Below are 23,455 nucleotides of genomic sequence, written 5' to 3'. Positions count from 1 at the left end.
GCTTACCAGTCCTTGAAGTTGATGGCGGACTGGTTGCCGGCAATCTGGATCTCAACAAACTTGGGACCCACCGCTTTTTCCACACTGTAACTTGCTGTCGCACGGTACTCTTTGCCGGACTTGGACTTGCCGAAGTAAGTCACTTCCAGCGGGTGCGGGCCGGTCTGCACATTGGCGGTATGGATACGCTGTACCCCACCCAACTGCAGGGCTTCGATTTCGCGGTAGGTATATAGGTGGTGAGCGACCACCTGGTTATCGAGCTTCACCTCGACAGATTCAAGACTGAATTCTGAGCTGTTGGGAAGGGAAACAAACAGGGCGACCTGAGTGTTGGACGGGAACAGCAGCTTCTCTTCCAGGCGATTGAGCTCGGACGTAAGACTGATCACATCTTTCTTTACATCCTGAATCTGCTCGTCGAGCCCGCGGATCTCTTCGCGGCTTACCTGGTTGGCCCCCTGGGCATTGGTCACCACCGCCAGCATCAGCAAAACGGTCGCCATCAGAACTCTGCACATATCCCTTTTACCTCAAACCCAACCTTTTTTATTAGCTGCGGACTCGCCCGTCACTTTTCCAACGAAGGTCGAATACGCATTCTTAGGCGGGGGATTGTATTGCAAGCAAGTGGGTGGGAGATGTGAGGCGTTTCAAAACTCGCGCAGAGAGTGCGATAAGAATTTTTTCTTAAAATTCAAAGGACAAGAGAAAGAAGCTCGATTTTGTGACAGGTATCACGAGCCTCAAGCGAAGCATTCTTGCGCACCAGGTCACAATTTCGCCGCTAAGCGCGGAACCGGGTCATATTTTTGTGGCTCAAGCCTGTTAAAGCATTAATAAATGACACCCGCGGGGTTTGCAAGCACTCACAAACCCGATCGAGCAGTTCACCATTTCTTCAATGCTTCTTCGTCACTGTTGCGCGCCTGCACCCAGTCGCCTTCCTCCGAGCCTTTGGCGAACTCCTTCTTCCAGAAGGGGGCTCGGCTTTTCAGGAAGTCCATAATAAATGCGCAGGCATCCAGTGCAGCCTGACGGTGGGCCGAGGTCGCGCCCACAAACACAATCTCGTCGCCGGCAGCGAGCGGGCCATAGCGGTGCACAATTCGCACGCGCCCCAGCGGCCAGCGCTGCGCTGCCTGCCGGGCGATATCGGTCAGGGCGGATTCCGCCATACCGGGGTAGTGCTCCAGCTCCAGTACCGCTACCGATTGCTGTTCACCCGACTCCGCAGGGGAAAAGTCTCGCACGTTACCCACAAACATCGCTGTGGCACCGTCCACATAGTTTTCACTGCGTAACAGGTTGTACTCCGCGCCCGGGTCAAACCCTTCAGCCTGAACGGAAATAGAAATTTCCAGCGGCACGTCAGCCTCCTGTCACCGGCGGGAAGAAGGCAACCTCATCGCCATCTTTGACCGCGGCGTCCATGCTCGACAGTTTCTGGTTCAACGCCACCTGCAGCTGATCACTGGCCAGCGCCGCCTGCCACTTACTGCCCTTGGCCGCGAGGCTGGTGCGCAGGCCTGCAATATCGGTAATACCTGTCGCTTCTGCTCGCAGACCTTCGCAGCCCAACTGCTCCCGTAGGCTGGCAAAAAACAGTACGTTGATCACGGCTTTTCCTCCGCGGCTTCCGGTGTCCAGTGCCCGCGCTTGCCACCGATCTTTTCCTGAAGCTTGGTGGGCCCGATCACCATGGCCGGGTCTACGGCTTTGCACATATCGTAAATAGTCAGCGCGGCCACACTGGCGGCGGTCAGCGCTTCCATTTCCACGCCGGTGCGGCCGGCGAGGCGACAGAAGCTGGCGATATTCACGGTGGAATTGGCCTCATCCAGTTCAAAGTCCACCTTCACCTTGGTTAATGCCAGCGGGTGGCACAGCGGGATCAGGTCGGCGGTTTTCTTGGCGGCCTGGATGCCGGCGATGCGGGCGGTGGCGAGCACATCGCCCTTTTTGTTGTTACCCGCTTGCAGTTGCGCGAAGGCTTCTGCGGACATGGCGACGGCGGAGACGGCGCGGGCGGAGCGGTCGGTGATGTCTTTGTCGGTGACATCGACCATGCTGGCTTCGCCTTGCTGGTTGAGGTGTGTCAGGGTCATGAATTGGGCAACCTTGGGCAAATTACTTGGTTAGATAGCCAACGAAGTTACAGGGCTTGTGACTTGCGGTGAGCTGTTCCTGCAGCAGTTTGGTCCAGCCGGTTTTGCACGCACCGGTGGAACCGGGCAGGCAGGCGATCAGGGTGCGGTTGGCGATGCCGGCCAGTGCGCGGGACTGAATGGTGGAGGAGCCAATTTCTTCGTAACTGATGGAGCGGAACATTTCGCCGAAGCCGTCGATATGTTTATCGAATAGGGGGGCGAGCGCTTCTGGGGTGGAGTCGCGGCCGGCAAAACCGGTGCCGCCGGTAGAAATAATTACTTGTACTTCGGGGTCGGCAATCCAGGCGGAGACTTGGGCACGCAGCAGGTATTTGTCGTCGATGACGATGGCTTTGTCGGCCAGGTTGTGGCCGTCTGCCTGCAGGGCTTCTACCAGGTATTTGCCAGAGGTATCGTTTTCTTCGGTTCGGGTGTCGGAAACGGTGAGAACGGCGATGTTCAGTTTTTGATTTGGGTCTAGTGGGGCGTGGGACATTTTTGTGCTCCGTCGCGGCCTTTGATGTTGGGTACTTTGTTGTTGGTTTGTGGCGCTGGCGCGCTAGGGGGCTGGTTTTCAGGACCACTGTGAACCCATCCCTGGGCGTTTCGGCGCAAACATCCTGTTTGCGACGATCCTGAAAACCAGCCCCCTAGCGCACCCGCTTCGAGTCCGATTTACTACTTCGTAAGCGTTAAATTTTTGGCTTAGCCACCAATTATCGAGAGGTTTTCTGTTCCTCCCGTATTTCCCTGCTGCAAATAGTGGCTGACTTCTTTATTGCCGATCATGGTTCTTACGCTTTCCGCCAGCGCACTGGCATCGCCATCGCGAATGGCGTGGCGCAGATCAATGCCGGCATCGGAAAACAGGCACAGGTGCAATTTGCCCTGGGCGGAGATGCGCAGGCGGTTGCAGCTACTGCAGAAGTCTTTGCTGTAGGGCGTAATCAAGCCGATGCGGCCGGCGTAGTCGGGGTGGACGTATTCACGGGCGGGGCCGGCATCGATGGCGCGAGGGAGTATTTGCCAGCCGGTTTCGATCAATAGCTGCTCGATTTCGGCGCCGCGCAGGTGGTTGCTGGCGAAGTAGTCGCGATTGTCACCGGTCTGCATCAGCTCAATAAAGCGGAGGGTGACTGGAGTGGTTTTGAGCCAGGCGAGAAACTGCTGCAGCCGATTGCGCGCACCGTCGCTGAGCAGCACAGCGTTGACCTTGGTTTGCACGCCCAATTCCAGTGCGCGGTCGATACCGGTGAGAATTTTAGGCAGGCAATCGTGGCCGGTTATGTGGGCAAATTCACTGGGGTCGAGGCTGTCGATACTGATATTGAGCTGGTCGAGGCCCGCGTGGTGCCAGGTGTCGATGGCAGTAGGCAACTTGTAGCCGTTGCTGGTGACGGCGACGCGGCGGATGCCCGGGGTGGTCTTTGCGGCCTGGATGAGTTGCGGGAGATCTTTGCGTAAAGAGGGTTCGCCGCCGGTCAGGCGCACCTTTCTGGTGCCGAGCTGGGCGAAGGCGCGCATGACGGTGGTGGCTTCCGCGACGCTGAGGTCGGGCTGCTTGGGGCTGGCCTGGTAGCCGTCGGGCAGGCAGTAGTCGCAACGGAAGTTGCAGACATCTGTCACCGACAGGCGCAGATAGTAGAAACGACGGCCATGACCGTCTTCCAATACGCGGTTTTCCTTCATCACCTTTCCAAATGCGGGAGGCCGTTCGGTTTCCCTTGCGACCCTGGCGTGCGGCGTTGCCGCTCGCGGCCTACATCCCGTATCGCTCACTCATCGATGACTTAGGAATGCAGGCTCGGTGTTGTTTATATCGTTCGTTTAGACAGTGTTTAAATCGAGGCCCGATTCAGGCCATCTGCAGCACAGTCCTCTGTTCAAGATTAGCTTCAAATTACAGGTAGTTTCGGCACTACCATCCGTATTCTAACCACATCCACCTGTCTAAATGCAATTTCACCGCCAATCTCGCGCCTCGCTGAATCAGCAGACGTCGAGGATCTTCAGAGTATTGGTACCACCGTGGGACTGCATCAGATCACCGCGAATCAAAATCACCCGATCGCCCTCATCGACAATGCCGCGGGCCCGCAGGGTATCCAGGGCGCGCTGGTTGAGCTCGCGGTCGCCCTCGTCGTCGCCGGGCACGAACAGCACGGAGATTACCCCGCGGTACAGCGCCATCCGCCGCTGCGCGACAGGCTCATGGGCAAGGCCAACAATCGGCAGGCCGGAACGAATACGTGAGGCAATTAGGGCCGTGTAGCCGGTCTGAGTCATACAGGCGATGGCGGTGACCCGCTCCAGATGATTGGCAGCATACATGGCGGAGAGGGAGATGGTCTCGTCGATGCGGGTAAACCCCTGATGCATGCGATGACCGGACTCCTGGGCCGAGCGTTCGCGCTCCGCGCCCAGGCACAGGCGGTGCATGGCCTCCACCGCCTCCACGGGAAAGCCGCCGGCGGCGGTTTCGGCCGAGAGCATCACCGCATCAGTGCCATCGAGTACTGCATTGGCCACATCAAAGACCTCCGCCCGGGTGGGCAGCGGTGCGGTAATCATGGTTTCCATCATCTGGGTGGCGGTAATCACCGCGCGGTTGAGCTGGCGGGCGCGCTTGATCATGCGCTTCTGTACCCCGATCAGGGCGGCATCCCCAATTTCCACCCCCAGGTCGCCGCGGGCCACCATCACCGCTTCTGAAGCGCGGATGATATCGTCCAGGGTGTCGTGATCCGCCACGGCCTCGGCGCGCTCGACCTTGGCCACCAGCCCGATATGCTTGCCCTCCTCACCCAACAATTCCCGGGCTTCCAGCATGTCCTCGGCGCTGCGCGGGAAGGAGACCGCCAGGTAATCGACACCAATATCGATGGCGGTTTTGAGGTCACGCTTGTCTTTGTCGGTGAGGGCTGCGGCAGACAGCCCACCGCCCTGCTTGTTGATACCCTTGTTATTGGAGAGGCTGCCGCCAACCACCACGGTTGTCAGCACATGACGCTCGGTTACCTGCTCCACATTCAGGATTACCCGCCCGTCGTCCAGCAGCAATACATCGCCGGCCGTTACATCGCTGACCAGTTCTTTGTAGTCGCAGCCCACACGCGTCTCGTCACCGGCATTGGCGTCAAGCTCCATATCCAGCAGAAAGCGCTCCCCTTCATGCAGGATGACGCGATTTTCGCGGAAACGGGCGATACGGATTTTGGGCCCCTGCAGGTCACCCAGCGCCGCCACGGTTTTCCCCTGGTGTTCGGCGATCTCGCGCACCTGCTTCAAGCGGCGGCGGTGGTCTTCGGCAGTGCCGTGAGAAAAGTTGAGGCGCACCACGTCTACACCGGCAGCAATCAACTTCTCCAGCACACCGGGCTTGTCACTGGCTGGGCCCAGTGTGGCAACGATCTTGGTGCGGCGAAAAGGCGAGGTGGCCGGTTGGACCGTGGGGATGTGGGGCATGGAGGTTTCTCTGGCAACTTGCGAGCGAGTCCGGGTCTATAGACTCAGCTTAGCCAGCAATCCTGCCCCGACGGGCCTGGCTTTCTAGTTATCCCCAGCTGGCAGCACCAGAATTGCGCGAAAATCGTTAACATTAGTACGGGTTGGCCCCGTCACAATCAGGTTGCCCAGCTCCGCGAAGAAGCTGTAAGCGTCGTTGTTAGCGAGATAGGTAGTTGGTTGCAGGCCTTGCGACTGCATCTTGGCCCAGTCGTCTGGCGCAAACGATGCGCCGGCGTTGTCTTCGGAGCCGTCGATGCCATCGGTGTCGATGGCCAGGCCATAGATACCCGGCGCCCCTTTTAACCCATCGAACAGCCCCAACAGATACTCCACATTGCGCCCGCCGCGACCATTGCCAGTCACCGTGACGCTAGTTTCGCCGCTGGACAATATCAGCAAAGGCTGGCGGAGTTCTTCTTGCACATCCAGCGCCATCGCGGCGTGCTCGGCACCCAGCTCCCGCGCCTCTCCTTCAAGGTCATCACCCAGCACACGCACCTCGACACCCGCCGCCAGCGCCGCGCTGCGTGCAGCTTCCAGTGCGTCCGCCGCTTTGGCAAGCATCACGGATTGGTCGCGTGCAAAGCCAGCATCATCCGGACGCGGGGATTCCGTTGCAGCTTCGAGATGCGCGCGTACCTCGGGCTCGAGGTTTATCTGATAGCGCAGCAGGATTTCCAGGGCGTCGGCCGCGGTGGTGTTATCCGGCAAGGTGGGCCCCGAGGCAATCAGCGTAGGATCATCCCCGGGGACATCAGAAATTAGATAGGTCACTACACGTGCAGGATGTGCAGCGGCAGCCAAGCGCCCGCCCTTGATTGCCGACAGGTGACGGCGCACGGTATTGATCTCACAAATCGGCGCGCCGCTGCGCAACAACGCCTTATTAATCGATTGCTTCTGTTGCAAGGTGAGCCCCGGCGCCGGCAGGCTCATCAGCGCGGAGCCACCGCCAGAAACAAGAGCCAAAACCAGGTCCTCTTCCCCGAGCGCTTCAACGGAGGCAAGCATCCGCTTGGCCGCCTGCTCTCCGAGGTTATCCGGCATTGGGTGCGCCGCTTCCAATACCTCGATCTTCTCGCACTGCGCAGCATGCCCGTAGCGAGTTACTACAACCCCGGAGATATCTGCCTGTGGATACTGCTGGTACCACGCGCGCTCTAGTGCCGCTGCCATAGCTGCACTGGCCTTACCGGCACCCACTACCAGCGTTTTACGCCCCGGGGCCGGAAGCTGTTCCGCAAACAGGTTGTCCGGGTGTACCGAGGCAATAGTGAGCTGCGCGAGATCACGCAGCCACTGGCTAAGGCTCTCGGGGCTCATTTCAGTGCGGATCGGTGGCAACGGTGGCAAGTGGCTTCTCCTTAGCAGTGCGGCGGTAGATTAACTCTGCAAAAACAGTTCCGCTTTTGTTCCCTTCTCTTTTCCCTTCCCTGCGAATAGCCTCTCACCACAGCCCGGCTATGCACTCGCCGGGTTAGAGGAAAGCAAATTTCGCGAGAAAAATCGCACTCAGAATATACAGACTTAAAGAGATCTGGCGATGCTGACCAGTAAATAATTTCAGCGCGGTATAGGTCAGAAACCCAAGTGCAATGCCATTGGCGATGGAAAATGTCAGCGGCATCATAATCATGGTAACCACCGCGGGAATCGCATCGGTGAGATCCTCCCAGTCGATATGCGACATGCCGCCCATCATCAGCATCGCCACATAAATCAATGCGCCAGCAGTGGCATATGCCGGGATCATCCCGGCCAGCGGCGCAAAGAACACGCACAACAGAAACAGCACACCTACCGTCACGGCGGTGAGCCCAGTGCGCCCTCCGGCAGCCACACCCGCGGCACTCTCCACAAAACTGGTTACCGGTGGGCAGCCCACAAAGGCGCCCAGCACACTCGAGGTACTATCTGCCTTCAAGGCTTGGGGGAGTTTCTCGATACTGCCATCCGGTTCGATCAATTTGGCACGGTGAGCAACTCCCATCAAAGTACCGGCGGTATCGAAAATATTGATAAATAAAAACGCTAGGATCACGCTGACCATACTGAGATCCAGCGCCCCGCGAATATCCACCTGCATCCAGGTAGCTGCCAAGCTCGGCGGCTTGGACACCAGACCACCGTATTCCACCAAGTCCAGCGCCAGCCCGATACCGGTGACGACCAGAATACTGATCAGGATCGCCCCGAACACCCGCCAGAAGCTAAGCACCGCAATCAGCAGAAAACACAGTGCACCGAGCATGGCTGGTGGCTCCCGAAAGGATCCGAGGGACAGTAAAGTGGCATCGCTGGGCACCACGATGCCCGCCGACTTGAGCCCAATCAAACCGAGAAACAGCCCCACCCCTGCCCCCATGGAGTAGCGCAGGCACATAGGGATACTGTTCATAATCCACTCACGCACCCGCGAAAGGCTCATGGCCACAAACAGCACGCCGGCAATAAACACCGCACCCAGCGCTATCTGCCAGCTGTAGCCCATCTCGCCCACCACCGTATACGCAAAGAACGCGGTCAAACCGATCCCCGGCGCCAGTCCAACCGGCCAATTCGCGTAGAAGCCCATCAGGAAGCAGGCCACCGCACTACCCAGACAGGTCGCCACAAACACGGCGCCGGGGTCCATACCGGTACCGGAGAGCATATTGGGCGTCACGAATACGACGTAGGCCATGGTGACGAAGGTGGTGAGGCCTGCGAGCAGCTCGCCGCGCACCGTGGTGCCGTGCGCGCGCAACGCAAACAGACGCTCGACCACCTTGTTTGACGACTGCAGCACCGACATCTCCAACCTGTGGGTTAATTAACGGGAAGGGGCACTTCTAGACAGTGTGGACAATGAACGGCCTGGCGCCCAGTTGCGCAAGCCCCAGCAGCCGGCAGCGACTTCTCATTGGCCTCCCCGGCCAGTAAAATCGCCCTCTTTACCCAATTACGACTATCCCGAGATACCGGAGCTATACCCATGGGCAGAGCCTATCAGAACCGCAAAGAGTCGATGGCCAAGACCTCGAACATGAAGGCCAGAGTCTACAGCCGCTATGGCCGTGAGATTTATGTGACCGCAAAGTCTGGTGGCGTTGACCCCAACGGCAATCTGGCCCTGCGCAGCCTGATCGACCGCGCCAAGAAAGAGCAAGTGCCCACCCATGTGATTGAAAAAGCCATCGACAAGGCCAAGGGCGGCGCCGGTGAAGACTTCTCCCGCGCCCGCTACGAAGGATTCGGCCCCGGTGGCTGTATGGCCATCATCGAGTGCCTGACCGACAACCCGAACCGGACTTTTGGTGATGTACGCCAGGCGTTCACCAAAACCAAGACCAAGATCGGCACCGAGGGCTCCGTAAGCCACAGCTTCGACCACCTGGCGATTCTCGTTTTCAAGCACGATGACGAAGAAGCCGTACTGGAAGCCCTGATGGAAGGGGATGTGGACGTAACGGACATCGAAAACGAAGACGGTAAGCTCTCCGTATTCGCCCCACAGTCCGAATACTTCAAGGCCAAACAGGCACTGATCGAAGCCTTTGGCGAGATCGATTTCGACGTGGATGAGATCCAGTTTGTGCCGCAGACCTACACCCAGATCAGCGGTGACGACGTAGCGCTGTTTGAGAAGTTTATTAACATGCTGGAAGACCTGGAGGATGTGCAGGCGGTTTATCACAATGTGGAAAACCCCTGATTTTCAGCGGCGAGTAAAAACTGGCGCATCCGGTTTGTGATGCGCCAACCTCCCACCTATCCCTCACACAAAAACCACCTCTCCCCCCTCCCTCCTTAGTTATAGTTTTTAATCGCAATAAGATTCATTTTGCGCCATTCCAGTTTAACTGGTACTGGCGTAAAGGGACGCATACTGACAAAGAGTGGTATTTTCTACCTACTCTCTTTTTCGAAGCAGAAACTATTCTATGAAGCGCCCAAATATTGAGGATGCGTGGCAATCTTTCCAGGAAGTTTATGCGGATATTGGAAAATCTGTATCTGCGGTGGGCACTAAGCTCGGCGGGAAAGTCGACTACAACATAAATAAAGTACCGCAAGGACAAGGTCGATTCGAAAACGCCTGTGCGATTCGTATGAGCTATGTGCTCAACGAGAATGGCATCAATATACCGTATTTAAGTGGACAAACAGTATCCGGCGCCCAAGGTCGCTGGTACATTTACAAAGTCAAAACCCTGATCGCCTATCTTAAGAAAACCTTTGGAACTCCTGAACACACCTTCCGAAACCCAGATGAAATTTCGTTCACAGACAAAAAGGGAATTTTAGTGTTTGAGGTCGATCAATGGAGTGATGCCAGCGGCCACGCTACCATCTGGAACGGCAACGCCTGCTCTGACAAATGTTATTTTCCAATTTCGAAAAAGGCCTTCTTATGGGAACTCAAAAGCAAGCACTCGCCTTTTTAAGCTTTTTTCTGTTATCGGCCTGCGGCGAAAGCACTGCATCAAACCTGCGTGAAATCACTAAAGAAGAAAAGGATTTCCGAAAATACGCAACAGCTATTTGCCTAGGGTCTTCATTTTCGGAAAAGTCAATTAGGGCTGACGCTAATCGTTCTGCGAACGTATATATGGGAAATGTCGACCTGGCGGCTTACGAAGCCTTGAGAGCTCAACTAAAAAACTGGAAGCCGACCGAATTTACAACCAAAAACGGATCTCAAGCCGCGATTACTCGCTGTATAGAGTTTTCGGAGTCTAAAGAGGTTAAGCAACTCTTCAATGAATTTGACCCGTGCAGCCACAAAGAGGCTTGGCTGGATCAGACGAACTTTGACGCTCAGTGCGAATAGTCGCTGCTGTTGAAAGCCCACACACTCCCCACGAGGAGGCCTATCACGCTACCCCTCAACATTTAAAGAACCCTCGGAGACGATGACGCTCACGCTAAACTTACCGAATACATACCAAGAGACCACATAGTATTCATATGCCTCTGGAGAACAATAAAACTGAATCAGAATGTATAGGGTTTGGCGGCGGCTGCCACTGGTGTACAGAAGCTGTATTTCAGCAGTTGCGCGGTGTTGAGCGCGTCGACCAAGGGTACATCGCATCACAGCCTCCGGATTCAGGCTTTTCAGAGGCTGTGATCGTACACTTTGACCCCGACGAAATTTCCCTGGAAACGCTGATCGAGGTGCACCTGTATACCCACAGCGCTACAGCAACTCACCAATTGCGTAAAAATTACCGCAGTGCGATCTACTTTTTTACCGAGCAACAAAGGGAGATAGCCCAAGAGGCTTTGCGCAAATTTCAGAATGACTTCGCCGATCCGCTGATTACCGAGGTCTTGCCCTGCCACGCATTTCGTAGTTCAGACCCACAGCATACAAATTATTATTCCAGTGACCCACAGCGACCATTTTGCCAGAAGTACATCGAGCCGAAGCTTCAGCTGCTTCAGAGAAAATTCTTAGACGGGTTAAAAAAACGGAAGGACTCTGACTGAGCCAGAAACACAAAAGCCCCGCACTGCGGGGCTTTTGGAAGGATACCGAACTCATGCGAAGCTCGGTTTTCAATGTGGTGCCCAGGGCGGGACTTGAACCCGCACGAGCATAGCTCACTACCCCCTCAAGATAGCGTGTCTACCAATTCCACCACCTGGGCAAAAACTTTTCAGTTTTTGATTTGCCTTTCGGCTTACTGAGGCTGCTCCTCAGTGTCTGCTTCCGGCAGTTCAGCCTGTGGGGCCTCTTCTGCGGAAGGCAGTTCGTCGGCCGGAGCGGCTTCCTGAACTTCAGGGATGTCGCTCTCGATGACCGCTGGAACGTCGTCCTGCTGTTCGCGGGACTCAACTGCTGCAGGTACCTGCGGCAGACCGTCGATGTCCGGTGCTTTGTTAACGCTGGCGAGGTAGGCCAGGCCAAAGCTGGTGACGAAGAATACCGTCGCCATAATTGCAGTCAAGCGCGAAAAGAAATTTCCGCTGCCTTGGCTGCCGAATACGGTTTGAGAAGCGCCGGCACCGAAAGATGCACCCGCTTCAGCACCCTTACCCTGCTGCAGCAAAATCAGCGCGATGATGCTCAGCGCAGTGAGGATGTGTACGATTAAAACCAGTTTTTCCATTGTCCAGAAAACCTGCTGTCGGGCATCTGCCCTTGCTCAAAATTTCTTTGCTGCGCTTAATCTGCGGCGCGGCAAATCTGAATAAATTCTTCGGCCTTTAATGAGGCCCCGCCTACCAAGGCACCGTCAATATCGGGCTTGGCAAACAGTTCTGCGGCGTTACCAGCTTTTACGCTACCGCCGTAGAGAATCTGTACCTGCTCTCCGGCTTCACCCAGCTGTTCGCGGATAAAGCGGTGCACTTCCTGCGCCTGTTCCGGGGTGGCCGTTTTACCGGTGCCAATCGCCCACACAGGCTCATAGGCAATCACCGCGTTCTGCCAGGTATCTGGCAGGCCAAGGTCAACCACGGCTTGAATCTGCGCGGCAACCACTTCCAGGGCCTTGCCAGATTCACGCTCTTCCAGCGACTCGCCCACACACAGCATGGGAACGAGGCCTGAAGCCTTGGCCGCGGCGAACTTCTCCGCCACCAGTGCGCTGGTTTCACCGTACAGGCTTCTGCGCTCTGAATGACCAACGATGACGTAATCGGCACCGAAGTCTTTCAGCATCTCAGCGGAGACTTCGCCGGTGAAAGCACCAGAGGCTTGCTCGCTGAGGTTCTGTGCCCCAAGGGCCAGACCGCTGGCAATCTCTCCGACCAGGCCCAGATAGGGGTATGGCGGGCAGATCACTACCTGTGCGGAGCATTTACCGGACTCAAGTCCGCTGTTCAGCTCGGCCAACAGTTGCTCGGCAAACGTCTTGCTGCCGTGCATTTTCCAGTTGGCGGCAACCAGTGTTTTACGCATGGGTGCTCCTCCAAGGGGCGCAAATCTTAGCGGTATTGCCGGTAACATACAACCAGCGTTTTCGGATATTTATTGATTTTTCAATGGCTTCCGACGCTTTGGGCTCGCTTGCAACCCGGCTCGGACGCAGGACCGCTCTCAGGCGTTGCCCACACGCTCCACCACCTGTGCGATGTCAGCCGCTAACTGTTCAACGAGCGGCGCATCCTTACCCTCAACCATTACCCGAATCAGTGGCTCGGTGCCAGATGGACGCAGTAGCACCCGGCCGCTATCCGCCAGGGTGGACTCGGCCTGGGCAACGGCGGCCTGTACGTCCGCATGCTCCAGCACGCCGTCGCGGCTGGCGAGGCGCACATTGATCATATGCTGGGGCAACATGTCCATTTTCTCGCTCAGCTGGTCCAGAGACTCCCCGAAGTCACTGACCGCACGCAATACCTGCAATGCGGAGATGATGCCGTCACCGGTGGTGGTCACATCGGTGCAGACAATATGCCCGGAGGACTCGCCGCCCAGGGTCCAGCCGTTCTTGTACATCATCTCCAGTACATAGCGGTCGCCAACCTTGGCACGGGCGAAGGGTATCGCGCGCTCTTTCAGAGCCAGCTCGAAACCATAGTTGCTCATTTGCGTGCCGACGACACCGCTGCAACCGCCAAGGAATTGCTGGCGATGGATGGCAATCAGGAACAGTAACTGGTCACCGTCAATCAGCTTGCCGTTCTTATCCACAAACATCACCCGGTCGCCATCGCCGTCAAACGCGATCCCCAGATCGGCACCACGCTCTACGACCGCTTGTTGCAGCTTCTCGGGCTTGGTGGAACCGCAGTCCAGGTTGATATTCAGGCCGTCCGGCTGCACACCAATAGCGTGCACTTCAGCACCCAGCTCGCTAAATACCTTAGGTGCTATGTGGTAGGTGGCACCGTTGGAGCAGTCCAGAACGATATTCAGCCCCTGCAGAGAGTAGCGCCAGGGGGTGCTCGCCTTACAGAACTCGATGTAGCGGCCCACGGCATCATCAATACGCCAGGCCTTACCCAGGTCCTTGGCGGTTTCCATGGGCAGATCTAATGCCGCTTCGATTTCGGCTTCAACCTCGTCAGGTAGCTTGCTGCCATCGGCACTGAAGAATTTGATGCCATTGTCTTGATAAGGGTTGTGCGAGGCACTGATAACAATGCCGGCCTGGGCATGAAAGGTGCGCGTGAGATAGGCAATGGCCGGGGTGGGCATGGGGCCAAGCAGACCGACGTCGACACCGGCGTTAATCAGACCAGCTTCCAGTGCGGCCTCAAACATGTAGCCCGATACGCGGGTGTCTTTGCCAATCAGGATGCGGCTACGCCCTTTGCCACCGTGATTGGCGCCCAGAACCTTACCCGACGCGTAACCAAGACGCAGCATAAAATCCGGAGTGATGGGGCCCTTTCCAACCTGGCCGCGGATACCATCTGTGCCAAAGTACTTTCTAGTCATCTAATAGCTCACTTCTTTTATTTTCGACCCATCTCAAGGGCAATCTACTAATCGTTGTAACTTCAGCACATCTGCGGTGGCGGCAACGTCGTGCACGCGAATAATCGCAGCACCGCGCTGGGCGGCCAGCATGGCCAGCGCCAGGCTGCCGGCGAGGCGCTCACCGACCTCGCGACCCAGCAGCCGCCCAATCATGGATTTGCGCGACATCCCCACCAGCAATGGCACCCCTACCGGCGCCAGCTCGGGCAAATGGCGCAGCAGCGCGAGATTGTGCTCGTCGTTCTTACCGAAACCAAAGCCCGGGTCGAACATAACCTTTTCCTGCGGGATGCCGGCGTCGACGCAGGCTTGCAGGCGCGTATCGAGGTAAGCGCGCACTTCGGCCACCACATCCGCGTATTCGGGCTTGTCCTGCATGGTGCCGGGCTGCCCCTGCATGTGCATCAGGCAAACCGGCAAGCCGGTCGAGGCAGCAGCCTGCAGTGCCCCTGACCGGGTCAGCGCGCGCACATCGTTAATGATGCCCGCGCCAGCTGCGGCGGCATTGTGCATTACCGAGGCGGTGCTGGTATCGACAGAGATCACAACATCAAGACGTGCCGCGATAGCTTCCACTACCGGCACCACACGCGACAACTCTTCCTGTTCGGATACCGGAGCAGCGCCGGGGCGGGTAGACTCGCCGCCAATATCGAGAATGGAGGCGCCATCCCGCACCATCTGCTCGGCGCGCTGTAGCACCAGATCCAGATTCAAACCGCCGTCGCCGTAATAGCTGCCGCCATCGGAAAAGGAGTCTGGTGTGGTGTTGAGGATGCCCATCACCTGGGGACGGGACAGGTCCAGCGCGCGCTGACCGCAGAGTAACTTCATACTGTTCTTATCGCTTGATGCAACTCAAGCGGCGCCAAGGGAAAAAATCGACAGACGTCACTTGGTATTGCTAGATATACAAAGCGGGCCTGCTAGTACATAGCAGGCCCGCTTCGCGGTCGATACTGGACGCGTATCGACAGAGTCCGCCTCTAAATCAGTGACCGTTAACCGGGCCACCCACGGAGCTGTCACCGTCCTCGGACTTGCTTTCCGGCTTGATGTCGTCGGAAGAGTCGCCACCGGTGTAGTCGTTGTCGTGCCAGTCTCTCGGCGGGCGTACCTTGCGGCGCGCCATCAGGTCATCCACCTGTTCCGCATCCAGGGTCTCGTACTCCATCAGCGCGTCTTTCATCGCCTCGAGAATATCGCGATTCTCTTCCAGCAGCTTGTGCGCGCGGTCGTAGCACGTATCGATAATACGGCGCACTTCCTCGTCGATTTCGTTCGAGGTCTTGCCAGACACAGGATTGCCCTGCCCGGGCTGACCGCTCTCGTCTTCGCCATAGTGCAGCGGGCCGAGTTTCTCGGACAGGCCCCACTTGGTAACCATGTTGCGGGCAATATCGGTAGCGCGCTCGATATCGTTGGAGGCACCGGTGGTTACACCATCCACCCCCAGGGTCATTTCTTCAGCAATACGGCCGCCGAACAGGGAGCACAGCTGGGATTCCAGCGCGCGCTTGGACAGGCTGTATTTGTCTTCTTCCGGCAGAAACTGGGTAACACCCAGTGCGCGGCCGCGTGGAATGATGGTGACCTTGTGCACCGGATCGTGCTCCGGCACGAGGCGACCAATAATGGCGTGACCCGCTTCGTGGTACGCGGTATTGGTCTTTTCCTTCTCGTTCATCACCATGGACTTGCGCTCCGCCCCCATCATGATCTTGTCACGGGCACGCTCGAATTCGTCCATGGTCACCATGCGGCGGTTGGCGCGGGCGGCAAACAGGGCAGCCTCGTTCACCAGGTTGGCCAGATCCGCACCGGAGAAGCCCGGGGTACCGCGGGCAATGGTCTGCGGGTCCACTTTCTCGTCCAGCGGCACCTTGCGCATGTGCACTTTCAGGATCTGCTCGCGGCCGCGGATATCCGGCAGGCCGACAAATACCTGGCGGTCGAAGCGGCCCGGGCGCAGCAGCGCGGAGTCGAGTACGTCCGGACGGTTGGTGGCGGCGATCACAATTACGCCTTCATTGCCTTCAAAGCCGTCCATCTCTACCAAGAGCTGGTTCAGGGTCTGTTCGCGCTCGTCGTGGCCACCGCCTACGCCGGCACCACGGTGACGGCCGACGGCGTCAATCTCATCGATAAAGATGATGCACGGGGCCTGCTTCTTGGCCTGTTCAAACATGTCGCGCACACGGGAGGCGCCCACACCGACGAACATTTCCACGAAGTCGGAACCGGAAATCGAGAAGAACGGTACCTTGGCTTCACCGGCAATGGCCTTGGCCAGCAGGGTTTTACCGGTACCGGGAGGGCCCGCCATCAGCACGCCGCGAGGGATGGCACCGCCGAGGCGCTGGAATTTGGACGGGTCGCGCAGGAACTCCACCAGCTCCTGCACGTCTTCTTTCGCTTCATCCACACCCGCCACATCGGCGAAGGTGGTTTTAATCTGGTCTTCGCCTAACAGGCGCGCCTTGCTCTTGCCGAACGCCATGGGCCCGGAGCGACCACCGGCACCACCCTGCATCTGGCGCATAAAGAACATAAACACAGCGATGATGATCAGGATCGGGAAACTGGCAACCAATAGCTGCTGCCAGAGGCTGGCGCTTTCGGGCTCGCGACCGTTGAACTCAACGCCGCCGCGCACCATTTCATTGGTGAGCTCGTCGTCGATAATTTGCGGCTGAATGGTCTTGAAGCGGCTGCCGTCGGCTTTCTCGCCGGTAATGACGAGGCCATCGACCAGCACATTTTTGATTTGGCCGGACTGCACATCCTGGACAAAGTCGGAATAGTTGAGGGATTCATCCCGGGTTTGCGGCTTGAAGTTCTGGAAAACCATCAGCAGCACCGCGGCGATGATCAGCCACAACACCAAATTCTTTGCCATATCGTTCAAAGGGTATGCCCTCTTGCCTGTGCCTTGGTTCGCGCCTTGGCAACTTTATCCATTCCTTCCATCCCACCCAGTATAGGTGGCGAAAATCGTAAACCTGTCGCCCTGGTCATGGGGACTTTATCAAATCTCGGCCATTAAAGCCTCGCAAGTCAGCCTTTCTCGCCCCGTCTTACCCCTTAAAGCCGCGCGCTACCACATAGACTTCGCGGGAACGCGGGCGGGATGCACCGGGCTTGCGGGTTACTACCGTCTGATACTGACTGCGCAGGTCGCGAATCAGTTCATCGAATCCTTCCCCCTGGAAGACCTTGGCCACAAAGGCACCGCCTGACTTCAGGGTCTGGCGCGCCATATCCACTGCCAGCTCCACCAGGTACATGGACGCAGGCTGATCGACGGCACGCACTCCACTCATATTGGGGGCCATATCGGAAATCACAAGGTCGGCGCGCTCTTCTCCGAGCTTTTCCAGCAACTCTTCGAACACGGCTTCCTCGGTGAAATCGCCCTGCACAAAGTCCACGCCCGCCAGCGCATCCATGGGCAGAATATCCGATGCCAGCACCCGGCCCTTGTGACCAACAAGTTCTGCAGCCACCTGAGACCAGCCACCGGGAGCGGCGCCCAGATCAACCACGGTCATACCCGGCTTGATCAGGCGGTCCTTCTCCTGTAACTCCTGCAGCTTATAGGAGGCACGGGAGCGGTAGCCCTCTTTCTGGGATTGTTTGACGTAGTGGTCGTTAAAATGTTCACGCAGCCAACGGTGGCTGCTCTTTGATCGGCCCATCAGTTACAATACATCGCTAATTTATGGGGTTGTCCACGCGGGTTGCCCACACGTCGAATACCCAAGTATGGGTTTAAGGATGGAGTATTGTATGCCTTTAACCGCTGACCGCAAAAAAGCGCTGCGCGCCCGTGGCCACAGCCTCAAGCCAATCGTGACCGTTGCCGACAAAGGTCTGACCGAAGGCGTTCTGGAAGAGTTGAATCGCGCGCTGGAAGATCACGAGCTAATCAAGGTGAAACTGGCGGTCAATGACCGCGATGTGCGCCGGGAACTGATTGGCGAGCTGTGTGAGCAGAGCAAATCCGAACTGGTCCAGGAAATCGGCAAAATCGCGCTGATCTTCCGCAAGGCGGAAAAGCCCAACGCACGCCTTTCCAATCTGCTGCGCCCCTGAGGCCCCCCTTCCCTTTCTGGCCAGCGCCAGCCCTGGCGCCGGCCCTTAAAAGCTTCTCTTTAAAAACGCGTCGGCGGGATAAAGCTGCGCGGACGATCCGTGGGCATCCGCCCGCTGGCGTTTGGCGCCTCGACCTCAAAGCGCAGTACGCCGAATGAGCCGGCACAAGCGGGACTCAGGTTTTGCCCCCAGCCCTCGCCAGCGCACAGGGCGACAGGGGTAATGCCCCGCAGGTGATCATCGGCAGCGGCCCAGGCTTCCGGCAACAGCCCTTGTACCGCAGTGCTGGCCCGCGGGCGAATCAGCTCCGAGCCAATGCGCCCTCGCTGCCCCTGCGCCACCACATAATCATCGGCGGAAGTAGGATTGAACGGACTGTTGGTGACCGCCACATCGCGCTCGATGCCATAGCGCAGGCTCATCATGGTTTCTTCGAACAGCATGGCGGTATCTTCCCAGGGAGAGCTATAGCTGTAGAAGGCGTTAGCGCTGTCCGGGAAAAAGAAGTTCGCGACGTCTAACGGGGTATAGCTTTGCTGCACCAATGTCGCTTGATCACCGCGGTAACGCACGCCGGCCAAATCGTAGAGTTCTTGGGATGTCATCCCATTCACCGCGGTGACGGACGGATTCACAAAATCACTGTTGTATGCCTGGTTAAAGAAAATATCGTCGAGAGCCAGTCCACCCTGAATTTTCGCCTGTGACATAGCGTCGTTGGCATGCGCTAGCTCGTGGTAGAGCAGAGATCCTAGGTCAACTTCCAGATCGAAGAAAGAGCGAGTCTCTCTCAAGTAAGACGGATAAAAGGGGAAGGCATAGCTGTTGTTTTTTACGTAACGCCAAGGGGTGACGTATTGCAGATCGCTACCAAAGCCACTACGAAAATCTGGCTGCTCGTTAATAAGGTCACGTTCGCTGGGTGTTAGCCACAGGCTATCAGGGTCAAGGTAGATTGCCCCGGTAAGGCTCCAATAGAAGGAGGGCCGCACGTCACTGGAAATCACAATGGCGGTAACTGAACGCAGCATCAGCGCAAAGTCATCGTAGGGGTCCAGCTCGCGAATAAAGCGTTCGAAGCGCTCTCCCATCCAGTCGTGAGAGACCGCGACATGATCCATAATCTGATCGACGGTAGGTGCATTGCTGGTTAAGCCAATTATCGGCAAAGTGCGCAGGCTACACAGGCTCTCTTCAGTCAACTGGTTGGAATAGACACACTGAGCCAGTGCATCGCGATAAGGGCTGTCGCTGCGATAACTGTACACCGGATTTAATGGCGACGTTTTCGCGCAATATTCACCATCGCCGTCACAGAAAAATTCACTGGTAACCTCAGGACGATCCTGCACCACCACATACGCCACATCGGAGTAGGTCCCAAAAGACGTCTCCACCTCACCGCGGAACCGCATTACCTGATCACTATTCACCCTCGGTGCGGTCACAAAAATTACTGGCTCTCCGGAATCATCTTCCACAAGATCCGCCTGCGGCCCCGACTCCTGCACAAATCTCCACGAATTTACCGAGCCGGAATATTCGGTGAGATTCAGGCGCAGGGAAAAGTCAGCCCCCTCGCTTACCGCCCGGTCCGCACGCAACTGAACGCGGGTGTGGTCGCTATTTGGTGCTACGGACATATCAAAAGTGCCCTGCACCTGATCGCCGTCTTCATTCGAGGCCGTCAACTGAAAACTGTATTCGCCACTGAACGCGGTATCAAAACTGATACCCGCCGTGCCATTGCCTGCTAGGGGTGTCACCACCGGCCCAGCCAACTGCTCCCACTGGAAGCGGGTATACCCTTGCTCCGACAGGGTCGCGACTATACCCACGGCATTATCAACTTCCGCACTCATATCCCCTGTGAGCGTCAGTACCGAGCTCGAAGGTGGCACTGGAGTACCTGCATCGGGGGGCAGCGGGCCGTCATTGCCCCCACCGCCACCACCACAGGCCACAAGAGAAGCGGTACCCAGGATACACAGCGACTTACCCAGAGCGCGTAAATAACGAACAGGGAGGGCTGAAGGATGGTTTACGGACATGGTGGCTCCGTGCGTGCGATGATTTTTATAATTGGTACAGGCGATTAGATTATCCCAGCTAACCCCCGGGTAAAACCCCGGCTATCTGTGACCCTCGTCAACATTCAGACGAAAAAAAACGGCCCACCTTGCGGGGGGCCGTTTTTTGTACGAACCGGGCCTGAAAAATCAGGCCGGATTCATCTTACCCAGTACGCTCTGCAGACTCTCCTTCGCATCACCAAACAGCATGCGCGAGTTGTCTTTGTAGAACAGCGGGTTGGCAACACCGGCGTAGCCGGACGCCATGGAACGCTTCAACACAACAACTTTTCCAGCCTTCCACACTTCCAGTACCGGCATGCCGGCGATGGGTGAACCGGGCTTTTCCACCGCGTCAGGGTTCACGGTGTCGTTCGCACCGATTACCAGTACCAGATCGGTTTCCGGAAAATCATCGTTGATCTCTTCCATTTCCAGCACGATGTCGTAAGGCACATTGGCTTCCGCCAGCAACACGTTCATGTGTCCGGGCAGACGGCCCGCAACCGGGTGGATACCGAAGCGCACGGTTTTGCCCGCTTTACGCAGCTTGTCGGTAAGGTCGCTTACCGCTTGCTGCGCGTGGGCTACCGCCATGCCGAAACCGGGAACGATAACGATGTTCTTGGCCGCTTTCAGGTCATCCGCCAACTCGTCGTGCGTAGTAGCAACCGCCTCGCCTTCGACCTCACTGTCACCACCGGCCACTTCACCATCGGAACCGAAACCACCCAGAATCACGCTGATAAAGGAACGGTTCATACCGCGACACATGATGTAACTGAGGATGGCACCGGAGGAGCCGACCAGGGCACCGATAACAATCAGCAGATCGTTGCTCAGCATAAAGCCGGTAGCCGCAGCGGCCCAACCGGAGTAGCTGTTCAGCATGGAGATCACTACCGGCATATCCGCACCACCGATCGCAGCGATCAGGTGGATACCCAGCAACAGTGCAATACCCGTCATAACCAGCAGGTTAATGATGGTGGCATTGCTCACGTCCGCCGGAATGAACTGGGCACCCAGCACCACGCAGATCACCAACGCGATCAGGTTCAGCCAATGGCGTGCCGGCAGCATCAGTGGTTTACCGGAAATCAGGCCTTGCAGTTTACCGAAGGCAACGATGGAGCCAGTTAAGGTGATGGCACCGATGAACACGCCGATATAAATCTCGGAGTTATGCACAATGTGTGCGGCACCTTCGAGATTGATGCGCGGGTCCAGGTAGCCGCCCCAGCCGATCAGCACCGCGGCCAGACCGACAAAGCTGTGCAGCAGCGCTACCAGCTGCGGCATCGCCGCCATCTCCACCTTGCGCGCGAGGTGGATGCCAATCACCGCACCCACGCCCATGGCGATCGCCACCGGCAGGTAGGCGCCAGAGGTAATCCCGGCGACGGTGGCAATGATGGCAACCGCCATTCCCACCATGCCGTAGTAGTTACCACGTCTTGCGGTCTCGTGCGCGGACAGTCCGCCGAGGCTCAGAATAAACATCACCGCAGAGAACAGATAAGCCATGGAAATTACGCTATTCATGTCTCTTTCTCCTTAGCGACGGAACATTTTGAGCATACGGTGGGTAACAAAGAATCCACCGAAGATATTGATACTGGCGACCAGTACCGCGATAAACGCCATGACAGTGACAACAAAGGAACCAGTGGCCCCTACCTGCAATAACGCACCGATAATCACAATGCCGGAGATAGCGTTAGTAACACTCATCAGCGGAGTGTGCAGCGCGTGCGACACATTCCAGATCACCTGCCAGCCGATAAAGATCGACAGAACAAACACTGTAAAGTGGGCAACAAAGTCTGCCGGAGCAGATTTACCCAGTGCCAGCAGCAACAGGCCGGCGACAGCCCAGAAGGCCACCAGGGAAAGTGGGGAAGATTTCTTCTCCGGCTTCGGCTCCACTTCGATCTGCGGCTCCGGTTGCTTTTGCTGGGGCGCGGCAGAAATTTTCGGCGGGGGTGGCGGCCAGGTGATTTCACCTTCCTTCACCACGGTGGCACCGCGAATGGCTTCGTCTTCGAAGTTGATCTCGATCTCGCCATTCTTTTCCGGAGTCATATCCGTTAATAGATGACACAGATTGGTGGCATACAGGGTGGAAGACTGGGTGGCCGCACGGCTGGCCAGGTTGGTGTAACCCAAAATGGTGACACCACTCTTCACCACCTTTTTATCGGCTTCGGTGAAGTCACAGTTACCGCCCATTTCCGCAGCCAGGTCCACCACTACGGAACCGTCAGCCATGGTTTCCACCATGTCCGCCAGCCACAGTTTCGGTGCCGGCTTGCCGGGGATCAGAGCGGTGGTAATAACAATGTCCACTTCCTTGGCCTGCTCACGGAACAGCGCCATTTCGGCGTCGATGAATTCCTTGGACATCTGCTTGGCGTAACCGCCGGTGCCGGAGCCATCTTCCTCGATTTCCACGGTGAGGAATTCCGCACCCATGGATTCCACCTGCTCACGTACTTCCGGGCGAGTATCGAAGGCGCGCACGATGGCTCCCATGCTCTTGGCGGTGCCAATTGCAGACAGCCCCGCAACACCGGCACCAATCACCAGCACCTTGGCCGGTGGAATTTTACCGGCGGCGGTGATTTGGCCGGTAAAGAAGCGGCCAAACTCGTGGGCGGCTTCAATCACTGCACGGTAGCCGGCAATGTTGGCCATGGAGCTCAACGCGTCCATTTTCTGCGCACGGGAAATACGTGGAATAGATTCCACCGCCAACGCGTTAATGTTTTTGTCTGCGAACTTTTTCAGCAGCGCTTCGTTCTGCGCCGGCTTCAGAAAGGCTACCAGCGTGGCGCCGCTGGGAATCAGATCCAGCTCCGCATCATTCGGCTGCTGAACTTTCAGTACGATCCCGGCCTGACTCAGACAGTCGGTGGCATTAGCGCACAGCTTGGCGCCGGCCTGTTCATATTCTGTGTCGGGGAAGTTAGCTCCTTCTCCGGCACCCTGCTCGATGACAACGTCAAAGCCCAGCGACTGCAAACGCTTTACGCTGGCTGGCGTTGCCGCGACCCGCGACTCTCCAGGCGCGGTCTCTTTTGGTATGGCAATAATCACCGTTTGTGCTCCCGTTAAAAGATTTGTCGTTGTTATAAACCCAAGGCCCTGATACGAACATTTGGGCTGTCCTTTGTAGGACGAAACACTACCGCCGAATTTAATTCCGCCAG

General features: G+C 57.2%; 23 protein-coding genes, 1 tRNA gene and 1 riboswitch. Of the genes, 5 read left to right on the top strand and 19 right to left on the bottom strand.

Annotated features, from left to right (window positions below; translation table 11 throughout):
- Positions 1-2: 2 nt before the first annotated feature.
- The 9 genes from KUV22_RS08430 to KUV22_RS08390 all read right to left on the bottom strand — a co-directional run bounded on the left by KUV22_RS08430 (position 3) and on the right by KUV22_RS08390 (position 8,451).
- On the bottom strand, positions 3-506 hold the full coding sequence (locus KUV22_RS08430; RefSeq protein WP_261319273.1) for a hypothetical protein: 504 nt from the start codon (positions 504-506) through the stop codon (positions 3-5).
- Between the two features lie 384 nt (positions 507-890).
- Positions 891-1,370: a molybdenum cofactor biosynthesis protein MoaE gene (locus KUV22_RS08425; RefSeq protein ID WP_222230105.1), complete on the bottom strand. Its 480-nt coding sequence runs from the start codon at positions 1,368-1,370 to the stop codon at positions 891-893.
- Between the two features lies 1 nt (position 1,371).
- A complete protein-coding gene (gene moaD, locus KUV22_RS08420; RefSeq protein WP_222230104.1) occupies positions 1,372-1,620 on the bottom strand; it encodes a molybdopterin converting factor subunit 1 in 249 nt (82 codons plus the stop codon).
- The gene (moaC, locus tag KUV22_RS08415; protein WP_222230103.1) at positions 1,617-2,108 is read right to left on the bottom strand and encodes a cyclic pyranopterin monophosphate synthase MoaC; all 492 of its coding nucleotides are present in this window, start codon (positions 2,106-2,108) and stop codon (positions 1,617-1,619) included. Before moaC ends, moaD begins: the two co-directional genes overlap by 4 nt.
- A gap of 22 nt (positions 2,109-2,130) precedes the next feature.
- Positions 2,131-2,646 (bottom strand): molybdenum cofactor biosynthesis protein B, encoded by a 516-nt coding sequence (moaB, locus tag KUV22_RS08410; protein WP_077401072.1) that lies wholly within the window; start codon positions 2,644-2,646, stop codon positions 2,131-2,133.
- 209 nt (positions 2,647-2,855) lie between these two features.
- Positions 2,856-3,839: a GTP 3',8-cyclase MoaA gene (gene moaA, locus KUV22_RS08405; RefSeq protein ID WP_222230102.1), complete on the bottom strand. Its 984-nt coding sequence runs from the start codon at positions 3,837-3,839 to the stop codon at positions 2,856-2,858.
- A riboswitch (molybdenum cofactor riboswitch) is annotated at positions 3,824-3,972 on the bottom strand. Its footprint overlaps the gene before it by 16 nt.
- 167 nt (positions 3,973-4,139) lie before the next feature.
- Complete coding sequence (gene pyk, locus KUV22_RS08400; protein ID WP_222230101.1) at positions 4,140-5,615, bottom strand: pyruvate kinase; 1,476 nt, start codon at positions 5,613-5,615, stop codon at positions 4,140-4,142.
- 84 nt (positions 5,616-5,699) lie between these two features.
- Positions 5,700-7,010 (bottom strand): glycerate kinase type-2 family protein, encoded by a 1,311-nt coding sequence (locus KUV22_RS08395; protein WP_222230099.1) that lies wholly within the window; start codon positions 7,008-7,010, stop codon positions 5,700-5,702.
- Positions 7,011-7,134: 124 nt separating this feature from the next.
- The gene (locus KUV22_RS08390; RefSeq protein WP_261319272.1) at positions 7,135-8,451 is read right to left on the bottom strand and encodes an NCS2 family permease; all 1,317 of its coding nucleotides are present in this window, start codon (positions 8,449-8,451) and stop codon (positions 7,135-7,137) included.
- Between the two features lie 180 nt (positions 8,452-8,631).
- On the opposite strand from KUV22_RS08390, the gene KUV22_RS08385 reads away from it, so the two are divergent.
- The 4 genes from KUV22_RS08385 (at position 8,632) to KUV22_RS08370 (ending at position 11,132) form a co-directional block, all read left to right on the top strand.
- On the top strand, positions 8,632-9,351 hold the full coding sequence (locus KUV22_RS08385) for a YebC/PmpR family DNA-binding transcriptional regulator (RefSeq protein WP_222230095.1): 720 nt from the start codon (positions 8,632-8,634) through the stop codon (positions 9,349-9,351).
- Positions 9,352-9,580: 229 nt separating this feature from the next.
- Positions 9,581-10,084: a type VI secretion system amidase effector protein Tae4 gene (locus KUV22_RS08380; RefSeq protein WP_222230093.1), complete on the top strand. Its 504-nt coding sequence runs from the start codon at positions 9,581-9,583 to the stop codon at positions 10,082-10,084.
- Positions 10,051-10,470, top strand: a complete 420-nt coding sequence (locus KUV22_RS08375; RefSeq protein ID WP_222230091.1) for a hypothetical protein — start codon at positions 10,051-10,053, stop codon at positions 10,468-10,470. Before KUV22_RS08380 ends, KUV22_RS08375 begins: the two co-directional genes overlap by 34 nt.
- Positions 10,471-10,607: 137 nt before the next feature.
- The gene (locus KUV22_RS08370; RefSeq protein WP_222230089.1) at positions 10,608-11,132 is read left to right on the top strand and encodes a peptide-methionine (S)-S-oxide reductase; all 525 of its coding nucleotides are present in this window, start codon (positions 10,608-10,610) and stop codon (positions 11,130-11,132) included.
- A 75-nt stretch (positions 11,133-11,207) separates the two neighbouring features.
- Here KUV22_RS08370 and KUV22_RS08365 read toward each other — a convergent pair.
- The 7 genes from KUV22_RS08365 to rlmE all read right to left on the bottom strand — a co-directional run bounded on the left by KUV22_RS08365 (position 11,208) and on the right by rlmE (position 17,774).
- Positions 11,208-11,293, bottom strand: a tRNA-Leu gene (locus KUV22_RS08365).
- Positions 11,294-11,326: 33 nt separating this feature from the next.
- A complete protein-coding gene (secG, locus tag KUV22_RS08360; RefSeq protein WP_010131659.1) occupies positions 11,327-11,755 on the bottom strand; it encodes a preprotein translocase subunit SecG in 429 nt (142 codons plus the stop codon).
- A gap of 56 nt (positions 11,756-11,811) precedes the next feature.
- Positions 11,812-12,549 carry a triose-phosphate isomerase gene (gene tpiA, locus KUV22_RS08355; protein ID WP_222230087.1) on the bottom strand — a complete coding sequence of 246 codons (738 nt, stop codon included), beginning with the start codon at positions 12,547-12,549 and terminating at the stop codon, positions 11,812-11,814.
- Positions 12,550-12,687: 138 nt separating this feature from the next.
- Positions 12,688-14,034 (bottom strand): phosphoglucosamine mutase, encoded by a 1,347-nt coding sequence (gene glmM, locus KUV22_RS08350; RefSeq protein WP_222230086.1) that lies wholly within the window; start codon positions 14,032-14,034, stop codon positions 12,688-12,690.
- 33 nt (positions 14,035-14,067) lie between these two features.
- Entirely contained in the window at positions 14,068-14,910 is an 843-nt protein-coding gene (gene folP, locus KUV22_RS08345) for a dihydropteroate synthase (protein ID WP_222230085.1), read from the bottom strand.
- Between the two features lie 157 nt (positions 14,911-15,067).
- Complete coding sequence (gene ftsH / locus KUV22_RS08340; RefSeq protein ID WP_222230448.1) at positions 15,068-16,975, bottom strand: ATP-dependent zinc metalloprotease FtsH; 1,908 nt, start codon at positions 16,973-16,975, stop codon at positions 15,068-15,070.
- Between the two features lie 178 nt (positions 16,976-17,153).
- Positions 17,154-17,774, bottom strand: a complete 621-nt coding sequence (gene rlmE, locus KUV22_RS08335) for a 23S rRNA (uridine(2552)-2'-O)-methyltransferase RlmE (protein ID WP_010131665.1) — start codon at positions 17,772-17,774, stop codon at positions 17,154-17,156.
- 91 nt (positions 17,775-17,865) lie between these two features.
- On the opposite strand from rlmE, the gene KUV22_RS08330 reads away from it, so the two are divergent.
- Entirely contained in the window at positions 17,866-18,171 is a 306-nt protein-coding gene (locus KUV22_RS08330; RefSeq protein WP_222230084.1) for a YhbY family RNA-binding protein, read from the top strand.
- 59 nt (positions 18,172-18,230) lie between these two features.
- Here KUV22_RS08330 and KUV22_RS08325 read toward each other — a convergent pair whose 3' ends face one another.
- From KUV22_RS08325 to KUV22_RS08315, 3 genes are all read right to left on the bottom strand, one after another.
- Positions 18,231-20,222, bottom strand: a complete 1,992-nt coding sequence (locus tag KUV22_RS08325; protein ID WP_222230083.1) for a hypothetical protein — start codon at positions 20,220-20,222, stop codon at positions 18,231-18,233.
- A 168-nt stretch (positions 20,223-20,390) separates the two neighbouring features.
- A complete protein-coding gene (pntB, locus tag KUV22_RS08320; protein WP_222230082.1) occupies positions 20,391-21,788 on the bottom strand; it encodes a Re/Si-specific NAD(P)(+) transhydrogenase subunit beta in 1,398 nt (465 codons plus the stop codon).
- Between the two features lie 12 nt (positions 21,789-21,800).
- A complete protein-coding gene (locus KUV22_RS08315; protein WP_222230081.1) occupies positions 21,801-23,342 on the bottom strand; it encodes a Re/Si-specific NAD(P)(+) transhydrogenase subunit alpha in 1,542 nt (513 codons plus the stop codon).
- Between the last annotated feature and the right edge of the window lie 113 nt (positions 23,343-23,455).

This window comes from Microbulbifer agarilyticus, from assembly GCF_019800665.1.
Taxonomy (GTDB): domain Bacteria; phylum Pseudomonadota; class Gammaproteobacteria; order Pseudomonadales; family Cellvibrionaceae; genus Microbulbifer; species Microbulbifer agarilyticus_C.
The sequence above is the reverse complement of the archived record's forward strand: the minus strand, read 5'-3'. Positions and strand labels throughout refer to the sequence as shown.

Bases quoted from the DNA above. Each gene is read 5' to 3' on its own strand.
- folP (WP_222230085.1), bottom strand. From the start codon at position 14,910: ATGAAGTTACTCTGCGGTCAGCGCGCGCTGGACCTGTCCCGTCCCCAG.
- KUV22_RS08380 (WP_222230093.1), top strand. From the start codon at position 9,581: ATGAAGCGCCCAAATATTGAGGATGCGTGGCAATCTTTCCAGGAAGTT.
- secG (WP_010131659.1), bottom strand. From the start codon at position 11,755: ATGGAAAAACTGGTTTTAATCGTACACATCCTCACTGCGCTGAGCATC.
- KUV22_RS08385 (WP_222230095.1), top strand. From the start codon at position 8,632: ATGGGCAGAGCCTATCAGAACCGCAAAGAGTCGATGGCCAAGACCTCG.
- pyk (WP_222230101.1), bottom strand. From the start codon at position 5,615: ATGCCCCACATCCCCACGGTCCAACCGGCCACCTCGCCTTTTCGCCGC.
- ftsH (WP_222230448.1), bottom strand. From the start codon at position 16,975: ATGGCAAAGAATTTGGTGTTGTGGCTGATCATCGCCGCGGTGCTGCTG.
- KUV22_RS08325 (WP_222230083.1), bottom strand. From the start codon at position 20,222: ATGTCCGTAAACCATCCTTCAGCCCTCCCTGTTCGTTATTTACGCGCT.
- moaC (WP_222230103.1), bottom strand. From the start codon at position 2,108: ATGACCCTGACACACCTCAACCAGCAAGGCGAAGCCAGCATGGTCGAT.
- KUV22_RS08330 (WP_222230084.1), top strand. From the start codon at position 17,866: ATGCCTTTAACCGCTGACCGCAAAAAAGCGCTGCGCGCCCGTGGCCAC.
- KUV22_RS08375 (WP_222230091.1), top strand. From the start codon at position 10,051: ATGGGAACTCAAAAGCAAGCACTCGCCTTTTTAAGCTTTTTTCTGTTA.
- pntB (WP_222230082.1), bottom strand. From the start codon at position 21,788: ATGAATAGCGTAATTTCCATGGCTTATCTGTTCTCTGCGGTGATGTTT.
- KUV22_RS08430 (WP_261319273.1), bottom strand. From the start codon at position 506: ATGGCGACCGTTTTGCTGATGCTGGCGGTGGTGACCAATGCCCAGGGG.
- moaB (WP_077401072.1), bottom strand. From the start codon at position 2,646: ATGTCCCACGCCCCACTAGACCCAAATCAAAAACTGAACATCGCCGTT.
- KUV22_RS08390 (WP_261319272.1), bottom strand. From the start codon at position 8,451: ATGTCGGTGCTGCAGTCGTCAAACAAGGTGGTCGAGCGTCTGTTTGCG.
- KUV22_RS08370 (WP_222230089.1), top strand. From the start codon at position 10,608: ATGCCTCTGGAGAACAATAAAACTGAATCAGAATGTATAGGGTTTGGC.
- glmM (WP_222230086.1), bottom strand. From the start codon at position 14,034: ATGACTAGAAAGTACTTTGGCACAGATGGTATCCGCGGCCAGGTTGGA.
- rlmE (WP_010131665.1), bottom strand. From the start codon at position 17,774: ATGGGCCGATCAAAGAGCAGCCACCGTTGGCTGCGTGAACATTTTAAC.
- moaA (WP_222230102.1), bottom strand. From the start codon at position 3,839: ATGAAGGAAAACCGCGTATTGGAAGACGGTCATGGCCGTCGTTTCTAC.
- tpiA (WP_222230087.1), bottom strand. From the start codon at position 12,549: ATGCGTAAAACACTGGTTGCCGCCAACTGGAAAATGCACGGCAGCAAG.